This window comes from Micromonospora sp. KC721, from assembly GCF_004348355.1.
GTDB lineage: Bacteria > Actinomycetota > Actinomycetes > Mycobacteriales > Micromonosporaceae > Micromonospora.
Window position 1 is genome coordinate 1 of the sequence record NZ_SMJY01000220.1, and the last position, 9,842, is coordinate 9,842.

Genomic DNA, 9,842 nt, shown 5'->3' on the forward strand with positions numbered 1-9,842 from the left:
TGCAGTTGTGGAGCTGCCACGGTGGCGCGAACCAGAACTGGCAGGCGCAGTCGGACGGTTCGGTGCGGAATCCGCAGTCGGGTAAGTGCCTGGACGTGTCGGGCAACAGCTCAGCGGACGGCGCGGTCGTGCACCTGTGGAGCTGCCACGGTGGCGCCAACCAGAAATGGACCCTGCCCTGATGGCTCTGCCCATGGATCGCCGACACTTCGTCAAGGCGGCGGCACTGTCCGCCGGTGCCGCCCTGCCCTCGGTGATGGTCGCCCGACCGGCCCTCGCTGCCGTCCCGCCTCAGGTCACGCTCCCCGAACGGGGGATCTACGACACCGCCGTCGCCACCGACTGGACCGACGGGTTCCTGACCGGCAACGGCGAGTACGGCGCCATCCTGTACGGCGCGCCGACGCTGGAGAAGGTGATCCTCAACCATCACCGCTTCGTCCTGCCGAACGGCACCCGCAACCTGACCCCACCGGTCCTCTCCGGCCGGCTCGCCGGCGTCCGGAACAAGGCGTTGGCCGGTGACTACCGCGGCGCGAACGCCGACTTCACCTCCGGCTGGGGCCTGCGCTGGACCCAGGCCTTCCACCCGGGCTACGAGCTGCGGATCAGCACGCCCGGCATGACCACGACCAACGACTACGCCCGGATCACCGACTTCCGAACCGGCGAGGTAACCTCCACCTGGACCGACGGCTCCGGCGTCTGGACCCGGCGGGTCTTCGTCTCCCGGGCCGACAGGGTGGTCGTCCACGAACTCGCCCCCGCGTCCGGCCGGACGATCGACACCACGCTGAGCGTCAACGCGGCGCTCGCGGGCGTCGCCAACTCGGTCCGCTTCACCACCCTCACCACGGTCGGCAACGGCTCCGGCTATCTGAATCTGCGGGGCACGTACCCGTCCGGGCAGGGAGCGTTCGGCTACGAGGGCGTCACCCGGGTCGTCGCCACCGGCGGCACGGTGAGCGCGAACGGAGCGACCATCGTCGTCACCGGCGCCACCCGGCTCGTGCTGCTGACCAAACTCGACCGGTACGAGTCGCCCACCGCCTGGGACGCCAGACCACTACACGCCGCGCTGGCCGCGTTGAGCGCCGACTACTCCGCGTTGCGTAGCCGGCACGTCGCCCTGCATTCGGCGATGTACGACCGTTCCCGCCTCGACCTGAACGTCTCGGCGACCGATCGGCGGCTGTCGACGAGCGAACTGATCGCCCGGCAGAACGCCAACCGCGGCGTCATCGACATCGCGCTGCTGGAACGGTTGTACGATTCCGGCCGCTATCTCTTCATCAGTTCCAGCGGGGTCCTGCCACCGCGGCTGACCGGCATCTGGGCCGGGTCGTGGAACGCCGCCTGGGCCGACGACTTCACCACCGACGCGAACGTCAACCTGCAGGTCGCCGGCGGCAACATCCTCGACCTCACCGACGCCATGCAAGGCTACTTCGATCTGATCCTCGGCCAGCTCGCCCACTGGCGGACCAACGCGCGGAACCTCTACGGCGCCCGCGGGTTCCTCGCCCCGTCCCGCACCGACGGCGAGTACGGCCACATGCTGCACTTCGACGCGGGCTTCCCCGGTCACTGCTGGACCGGCGGCGCCGACTGGCTGCTCTACCCGCTGCTGGAGTACTACCAGGTCACCGGCGACCAGGCATTCCTCCGGGACAAGCTGGGCCCGGCGCTGATGGAGCTGGCCCTGTTCTACGAGGACTTCCTGACCCGCACCGACGCGAACGGCGACGTGGTGTTCGTACCGTCCTTCTCGATGGAGAACTCGCCGGCCAGCACCGGTGTCCTCCTGGCGGTCAACGCCACCGGCGACATCCAGGCCGGCAAGCACGCCCTGCGGGCCGCTGTCGACGCCGCCAACGCCCTCGGCGTCGAACAGGGCAGCGGCCAGGGCGTCGAACGCTGGACCGCCCTGCTGGGCAAGCTGCCGCCCTACGCCATCAACGGCGATGGTGCCCTCGCCGAATGGTCCTGGCCCGGGCTCACCGACCGCTACAATCACCGGCACGTCCACCACCTGTACGGGGCTTGGCCGCTGCACGAGATAAACCCCGAGGACGAGCCCGCACTCGTCACCGCCTCGCTCCGGGCGCTGGCCCTGCGCGGCGACGAGAACGTCTCCGCGCACGGCAGCCTGCACCGGGCGCTGGCGGCCGCCCGGCTGAAGGACGGCACCCTCCTCTACGGCAATCTCCGGAAGATCATCGGCAACAATATGATCTTCCGGTCGCTGATGACCGCACACAACCCGAACCTCGACATCTACAACGCCGACGCGGCCCATGCCCTACCCGGCGTGCTCAGCGAGGCGATCGGCTACACCAGGCCCGGCATCGTCGAGTTGTTGCCCGCCCTGCCCGACCAGCTCACGAAGGGCGGCATCACCGGCGTACGCGGTCGCAACCGGGTCCGCGTCGACAGCCTCACCTGGGACCTGGCCGCCCGTACCGTGACGGTGACGCTGACCTCGGCGGTCACCCAGCGGATCACCCTCATCAGTCGCCGCGGAATGGCCTCCGTCGCCACCTCCGTGCCGGTCGCCACCTCCCCGTTCGGGTCACACGCTCGGGTGATCTCACTGTCCGCCGGTGAACCGGCGCAGATCGTCGTGGCTCTGCCTGCGGGCTACCACCGCCTGGTGAACCGGCGCAGCGGGAAGGTGCTCGACGTCTCCGGCGCCTCCACCGCCAACGGCGCCAAGGCCATCCAGTGGGCCTGGACCGGCGGCGCCAACCAGCAATGGCGGTTGGAACCCAATGCCGACCAGTCATTCAGACTGGTCAGCCGCAGCAGCGGCAAGGTGCTCAACGTCCCTGATGGCGCGACCACGCAGGGCATCCAGCTCGACCAGTGGTCCGACACGAACAGCACCCACCAGTGGTGGCGACTGGTCGACACCGGCGACGGCTACCACCGCCTGGTCAACGTCCGCACCGGCCTCGTCGCTGACGTGTCGGGCGGCTCGGTGAACGACGGCGCCCAGGTCGTCCAGTGGGCCGCCAACGGCGGAACCAACCAGCAGTGGCAACTCGTCGCGGTGTAGCCACCGCACCGCGTCAGGGCCAGGGCGACCTGTAGAGCGCCACCTTCCGACGGCGGTCACGCCGTGGGTCAACGCCGCGCGGGCGTGGCCGAATAGGTGGCCACCAGCAGGGTGGCGAAGTCGGCGAGGCGTTCCGCGGTGTGCTCGACCGCAGCGGTGGGCAGCACGATGTGGCTGACCACGAGACGGACGATCGACTCGGCGCCGAACCGCAGATCGTCGTCGCTGATCTCCGGCGCGTGCGCCCGCGCCCAGTCCTGAACGACCGCCGTGGCGGCGACGAGCGCTATCTCCGCCCGCGTGGTCAAAAACGGCAGCAGTGGGTCGGCGTCGCGCGCACTGCTCAGGATCGCCTTGATGAGAGGGTTGCCGGCCGCCTCCCGAAGCACCCGCAGAATCGCCGCGTACGCCCCGGCCCGTACGTCGTCGCCGTGAGTGAACAGGCACGCGCGCACGTCGGCGACGAAGCGCTCCACCTCTCGCCGCGCGAGTGCCTCGGCGAGTCCCGCCTTGCTCGCGAACTCGTTGTACACGGTCTGCCGGCTGGTTCCCACGACGGTGGCGACCTCCGCCATGCGCACGTTGTCCCAGCCGTGGGCGATCGTCAGCTCGCGAGCGGCGTCGACGATCGCGTCACGCAGGTGTTGCCGCGCGACGTCGCGGTAGCGCTTCGAGGTCTCCATCAAGGTCCGAAGTCTAGCCGTCAACCGACTTTACACACAGGCATCCCTTGTAAAGATATGAGACATAGACCATAGTGATGTCCACAATTTGTCGCCCCACTGGAGGTCGACGTGGACCTGTCGCTCGACGCCGTCACCTGGCGCGATACCAAGAAGTACGGCTGGCCGCTGGCGCTGCTCGTGCCGGCACTCCCGTTCCTCGGTTTCGCGCTCTGGCGATTGACCGGTGGTGCCGCCTGGAGCTGGTGGATCGCTCCCGTCCTCGTGTTCGGGGTGATTCCCGTCGCCGACCTGCTGATCGGCGACGACCGCGACAACCCACCCGAGGACGTCGCTCGCCGGCTGCAGGAGGTGCGTTACTACCGCTGGATCACGTACCTCTACCTGCCGGCGCAGTACGCCGGGCTGATCCTCTGCTGCGAGATCTGGGTCCACGGCGGACTGGGGATCGGCGGAATGGCGGGTCTGGTGTTCACCCTCGGCATCGTCAACGGCATCGCCATCAACACCGCTCACGAGCTGGGGCACAAGCGCGAGAAGGTCGAGCGCTGGCTATCCAAGATCGCGTTGGCGCCGAGCGGATACGGGCACTTCCACGTCGAGCACAATCGCGGCCATCACGTGCGTGTCGCGACCCCCGAGGATCCGGCCGCGTACCGTGCTGGGCAGCCTCCGCTCCGCGTGGCGCCTGGAAACCAGCCGATTCCGAATCCGCTCGCGCAGTCCTTGGACGTGGCGCAACGACGTGCTCAACGCCTGGGCGATGACGGTGGTGCTCGCCGCCGGTCTGATCGTCGGCTTCGGGGTGCGGGTCGTGCCGTTCCTCGTGCTGCAGGCGGTCGTCGGCTTCTCCCTACTGGAGGTCGTCAACTACCTCGAGCACTACGGTCTGTGCCGACAGCGGACCGTGGGCGGTCGGTACGAGAAGGTCGACCCACGGCACAGCTGGAACAGCGACCGTGTGGTCACCAACATCTTCCTGTTCCAACTACAGCGGCACAGCGATCACCACGCCAACCCGTTGCGGCGCTACCAGACGCTGCGCACGTTCGACGAAGCCCCACAACTGCCGGCTGGATACGCCACCATGATCGTCGCCGCGCTGGTGCCGCCGCTGTGGCGGCGGATCATGGATCCGAAGGTGGCGGCCCACTACGGCGGCGACCTCTCCTTGGCCAACCGGCGGCGGTGACCGAGGTCAAGGGCGGCTTCTGAACTTCTCGGGGCGGTCGAGCAACCTTTCCGGTCTGCCAGACCACTGACGTGCGTCCGGGTCGACTGAAACGGTTGAAGGAGAGCACCACATGACCCCTCTGCACCCGCCTCGCCGGCTGCGCCCAGCGCTCGCGAGCGTCGTGTCCACGGCCATGCTGGCGGCCCTTGCCGGATGCGGCGGCGGCCCCTCCCCGGTCGAACCCGCTGCCGCCACGCCCACCGCCACCACCCCGGTGACCGTCCCGTCCAGCACAGGCTCTCCGACGGCAGCGGCTGCCGCGAGCACGCCGGCGGCACAGCCTTCGGCCACGAGCACCGCAACGGCGCAGCCGTCGCCCGCGAGCAGCTCGCCGACGACGTCCGCCGCGGCACCGTTGGCGGGACGGATTCGGCCGAAGGTCACCTACCGGGGTGACGCCACCGTCTACGACGCCGGAGACGGCGATGGCGCCTGCCTGTACGGCGCGAGCCGCGACCTCATGATCGCGGCGATGAACCACACCGACTACGAGTCAGCCAAGGCGTGCGGGGCGCACGTCCTCATCCGCGCGGCCAACGGCGCCTCTGTCACGGTCCGGATCACCAACGAATGCCCATTGCCCTGCGCACCCGGCCAACTCGACCTCAGCCCAGAGGCCTTCGCCAAGCTCGCCGACCCCTCGCGCGGCCGGATCCCGATCACGTGGAGGTTGCTGAGCCCCAGCACGTCCGACACGATCTCGATCCGGTACAAGACCGGCTCCACCACATGGTGGTGCGCCATCCAGGCGATCGACCACCGGAACCCGGTGGCGCTGCTGGAGGTCCGCACCAGCGCCGGCTGGCAGCGCCTGCCCCGCACCGACTACAACTACTTCCTCTCCGCCCGCGGCAGCGGGTGCGGCGGCGCGATCAGGGTTACCGACATCTATGGGCAGCGACTGGTCGTCAACGGGATCGCGCTGAGGCCGGACGTCGTGCAGCCGACCCAGGTCCAGTTCGCCAAACGCTGAAACCCGCCTGCGGATCCGTGGTGTTCCGCGCGTCCGCGGCGGCTTGGACGAAGGCGCGGACCAGCGCGCTTTCGCCGGCGCCGCGCCACACCGGTGCGTACCGCAGGATCGGTCCGTCGGTGATGGGCACAAATGTTATGTCACGGCGCAGCCGGGAGGCGGCCGCGAACGATCCGACGGGGGATACGACGCCGCCGGTGGCGATCGCCGTGAACCCCTCCTCAAGGGTGGCCACGGCGATTCCGCGCCGGACGGGCCGCCCGGCCGGTGTCACGGACGGGGTGTGCGCCTGCCATACATAGTCCGGAATGGGCCCCTCCAGATCCACCACCAGGTGATCGCCGAGCTCCTCCATCTCGACCCGACCCCGACGGGCCAGCGGATGATCGGAGGCGACAGCCAGCACCAGCGGCTCGGTGTACAGCTGCGGCCCGACGACGAGGTCGGGCTCGCGGACGGGTAGCCAGAGCAGCCCGGTGTCGACCCGGCCGGCGCGTAGTCCGCCGAACGGGTCGGCGGGCAGGATCTCGCGCATACGCAGCTCACATTGCGGGTGCCGCTGTCGGAAGAGATCGAGGACGGCCGCGATCTCCTGGTGGTGGGTGTCGAAGGTGCCGACGGTCAGGGTGCCGGCCTGCCCGCGAGCGACGGCGGCAGCCTCCTCGAGACCTGCCATGATCTCGCGGTAGCCCGCGTCGAGCCGGTCGCGAAGCCGGTCGCCGAGCGGGGTGAGGCGCACGCTGCGGCTGGTCCGCTCGAACAGGGCACTGCCGATCCGGCGCTCCTGTTGTTTGATCGACTGACTGACCCGCGCCTGGGATACCCGGAGGCGTTCGGCGGTACGCCCGAAATGGAGCTCCTCGGCCAGCGTCAGGAAGATCTCGATGTCGCGCAGCTCCACCAAGCTGTCTCTCCCTCCGGTCACCGCACGTCCGCATCGTGTCCGTGATCTACGCGCCGGGAAGCTTACGGCTGTGGCGTCGCGTCCGGCGATCGTGCCCGGGGCCACCGTCGGCCGCGCGTGGCGTCGAACGATAACCGGTCGCTTATGCGGCGATTCGATCTTGCACATTGTTCCGCAGGGACGGTGGGGCGATCGTGGCTTCCATGAGCGAACGCTTGATCGACATCGTGGCGGTGCCGGATCACCCCGGGGTCTCGCGGTGGCGGGCTGAGGCGTCACGCGGCTTCGTCGCCGGGGTGGCCAGCCTGCGGCCGATCATCCCGTTCGAGCACGACCTTCTGCTGCCTGCGACCCTGGCCATGACGCCGGGCGCCTCGGAGCTGAGCCTGTACGTGGAGCCGCAGTGGCGCCGACGCGGAATCGGCTCCCGGCTCCTGGCCACCGTTCGGGCACAGACCACCGAGTCACGCCTGGTCGCCGACGTGGCCGTGGGCTCGCCAGCGGAGGCATTCTGTCTGCGGCACCGCTTCCAGCACATCCGACCCAGGCGCCATGACCTGCTCACCTACCGCGATGTTCACCGGGCCTGGCTGGGTGAGCTGGTCGACGCCGAACACCCCGGCTACCGCCTGACCCACTGGACCGGCGAGCTGCCCAACGCGGCCCGTGTCGAAGAGCTGCTCACAGGCCCGAGCAGCCCCGGTAACGCCGTACTGACCGCCGCGGACACCGGCGGCGACCTGGCAGCCTACGCCGTGGCGGTCGCCGGTGCGCTCTCCCAGACCCGCGCCCACCAGTACGGACCGGCCGTACTTCCCCACCACCGCGGACAACGGCTGGACCTCTGGGTCAACGCCGCCCTGATCCAGCGACTGCGCCAGGTCCATCCACACGTCAACGAGATCGAAACCACCACCGCCGAGGACGATCCCCACCTACTCGCGCTACGCGAGCACCTTGGCTTCCACCCCCTCCGGCGAACTCACCTCTACGAACTCGCCCCTCCATAAACCCGACCCGCGGAGGCCAACGCGCGCGCACCCGTGAAGACCACCGTCCGTCCGTTCAATTCCCGCGCCTCGCTCATCGAAGTCATGAGCAGCAGGGGCGGATCTTGAAATCGAACACCACACGTAAGGAGAACCATGATGGGACATCGCAGCACCGGATTCTCGGAGCCGGGGCTACGTAGAGTGCGCGACGTACTGGCACGGCATGTCGAGTCCGGGAGGATTCCCGGGCTCGTCGCCCTGGTCAGCCGGGGTGGTGAGACGCACGTCGAGGCGATCGAAACGATGCGTCAGGACGGTGGCCCGTCGATGCGCCGGGACACGATCTTCCGGATGGCTTCGACATCCAAGCCGGTTGCGATCGCGGCGGCGATGCTCCTGCTCGACGAGTGCCGGCTGCGGCTGGACGATCCGGTGGAGTCGTGGCTGCCGGAACTCGCCGACCGACGGGTACTGAAGCGGATCGACGGTCCGCTGGACGATACCGTGCCGGCACGGCGGCCGATCACCGTACGAGACCTGCTGACCTCCACGTTCGGGCTCGGCATGGACATGACGGCGCTGGGCACTCCGATCATGAGCGCGATCGTCGAGCAGGGGCTCACGCCCGATCTGCCGGAGCCGATGCCCGAGCCGGATGAGTGGATGCGCCGCCTGGGCGCGCTTCCGCTGATGCGCCAGCCCGGAGAACGCTGGCAGTACCACATCAGCAACGATCTCCTCGGCGTGCTCGTCGCCAGAGTCGCGGACCAGTCGTTTGAGACGTTCCTGCGCGAACGGATCTTCGACCCGCTCGGGATGACCGACACCGGTTTCCACGTACCCGCCGACAAGCTCGACCGGCTGCCTGTTCTCTACGCCCCCGACCCGCAGACCGGACAGTTCCTCGTCTGGGACGACGCCGAAGGGGGACGCTGGAGCCGACCTCCGGCGTTCCAGGGCGGCGGCGGCGGGCTGGTCTCCACCGTCGATGACTACCACGCCTACTTCCGGATGCTGCTGAACCACGGCATGCACGGCAACGGACGGATCCTGTCCCGGCCCGCCGTCGAGCTGATGACCACCAACCGCCTCACGCCTGGGCAGCAAGCCGCCCGCGACGCCATGGCCCGCGACAACGTCCATGTGTCATTCGGCCAAGGGCAGCACGGCGGCTGGGGCATGGGGATGGCGGTGCGCACCTACCGTGGCGACTATGCGTCCATCGGCCAGTTCGGCTGGGACGGCGGAGCCGGTACCTCGACCTATGCCGACCCGGACAACGGGCTGACCGGAATCCTGCTCACCCAGGTCGGGATGTCCGTCCCGAATTCGGCAAGGCTCATTCACGACTTCTGGACCAGTCTCTACCAGGCGATTGACGACTGACACGCCGCCTGCCCGGCAAGCCCGCCCCCAACCCGGGGCTCGACGGTCAACCCTTGGCGGTCGAACCGTCGACGTTTGCGCCCGGGCTTGGTCTGGTCCTGTCGGCAAGGCCGAGCGGTCCGAGGGTGCGATTCCTCGGGCCGCCGGCCTCAGTGATCGAGATACCGCAGGCACCACCGGGTTTCATCCCATCCGTTCAACCAGATTCCCCACAGAAGACTCGAAGGAGTACACCACCATGTCCGTCACCCTTACCGGCCAGGACAAGGTCACCAGGCGGACCGCCGGGTCCAAGGCCGCTGCCGGGCAGGACCGCCCGGAGCTGCAGAAGGCGATCCAGGAAATCGTCGATTCCGGTTTCGTCGGGGTGCAACTGCGCGTGCACGATGAGCGGGGCGAGTGGGTCGGCAGCGTGGGGGTGCGCAAGCTCGACGAGGCCGGGAAGCCGCCGACGAACGGGCACCACCGGATCGGCAGCAACACCAACGACCTTGTGCACAGTAGAGCCGGTCGGTGTGGCGGCTTGACCCTGACATGGACGGCCGCGCAGATGTCTTGATTGTGTCGATCAAAGCCATCCGCGCGGCCTTCGCTCATTGTGCCTTCACCGGC

General features: G+C 68.8%; 8 protein-coding genes and 1 pseudogene. 7 read left to right on the plus strand and 2 right to left on the minus strand.

The features are described 5' to 3' along the window. On the plus strand, positions 1-182 hold a 182-nt coding region (locus E1182_RS26335), incomplete at its 5' end, for an RICIN domain-containing protein (RefSeq protein WP_165942725.1). Further along, positions 182-3,058 (plus strand): RICIN domain-containing protein, encoded by a 2,877-nt coding sequence (locus tag E1182_RS26340; protein WP_132270205.1) that lies wholly within the window; start codon positions 182-184, stop codon positions 3,056-3,058. The genes E1182_RS26335 and E1182_RS26340, both read left to right, overlap by 1 nt. 68 nt (positions 3,059-3,126) lie before the next feature. Here the strand turns inward: E1182_RS26340 and E1182_RS26345 are convergent, their stop codons facing one another. Then, positions 3,127-3,741 carry a TetR family transcriptional regulator gene (locus E1182_RS26345; RefSeq protein ID WP_132270212.1) on the minus strand — a complete coding sequence of 205 codons (615 nt, stop codon included), beginning with the start codon at positions 3,739-3,741 and terminating at the stop codon, positions 3,127-3,129. 99 nt (positions 3,742-3,840) lie between these two features. Here E1182_RS26345 and E1182_RS26350 point away from each other — a divergent pair. Together E1182_RS26350 and E1182_RS26355 are read left to right on the plus strand one after the other, a co-directional pair. After that, positions 3,841-4,933, plus strand: a pseudogene (locus E1182_RS26350) (alkane 1-monooxygenase). A gap of 112 nt (positions 4,934-5,045) precedes the next feature. Beyond that, entirely contained in the window at positions 5,046-5,948 is a 903-nt protein-coding gene (locus tag E1182_RS26355) for an expansin EXLX1 family cellulose-binding protein (protein WP_132270207.1), read from the plus strand. Here the strand turns inward: E1182_RS26355 and E1182_RS26360 are convergent. Continuing rightward, positions 5,884-6,849, minus strand: a complete 966-nt coding sequence (locus E1182_RS26360; protein ID WP_132270214.1) for a LysR family transcriptional regulator — start codon at positions 6,847-6,849, stop codon at positions 5,884-5,886. The two genes, E1182_RS26355 and E1182_RS26360, sit on opposite strands and share 65 nt — an antisense overlap. Positions 6,850-7,055: 206 nt before the next feature. Here E1182_RS26360 and E1182_RS26365 point away from each other — a divergent pair, with 206 nt between their 5' ends. The 3 genes from E1182_RS26365 (at position 7,056) to E1182_RS31770 (ending at position 9,789) form a co-directional block, all read left to right on the plus strand. Beyond that, the gene (locus E1182_RS26365) at positions 7,056-7,862 is read left to right on the plus strand and encodes a GNAT family N-acetyltransferase (protein ID WP_132270210.1); all 807 of its coding nucleotides are present in this window, start codon (positions 7,056-7,058) and stop codon (positions 7,860-7,862) included. A 135-nt stretch (positions 7,863-7,997) separates the two neighbouring features. Further along, positions 7,998-9,230 carry a serine hydrolase gene (locus E1182_RS26370; protein ID WP_243706426.1) on the plus strand — a complete coding sequence of 411 codons (1,233 nt, stop codon included), beginning with the start codon at positions 7,998-8,000 and terminating at the stop codon, positions 9,228-9,230. A 238-nt stretch (positions 9,231-9,468) separates the two neighbouring features. After that, positions 9,469-9,789, plus strand: a complete 321-nt coding sequence (locus E1182_RS31770; RefSeq protein ID WP_207921525.1) for a hypothetical protein — start codon at positions 9,469-9,471, stop codon at positions 9,787-9,789. Positions 9,790-9,842: the final 53 nt, after the last annotated feature.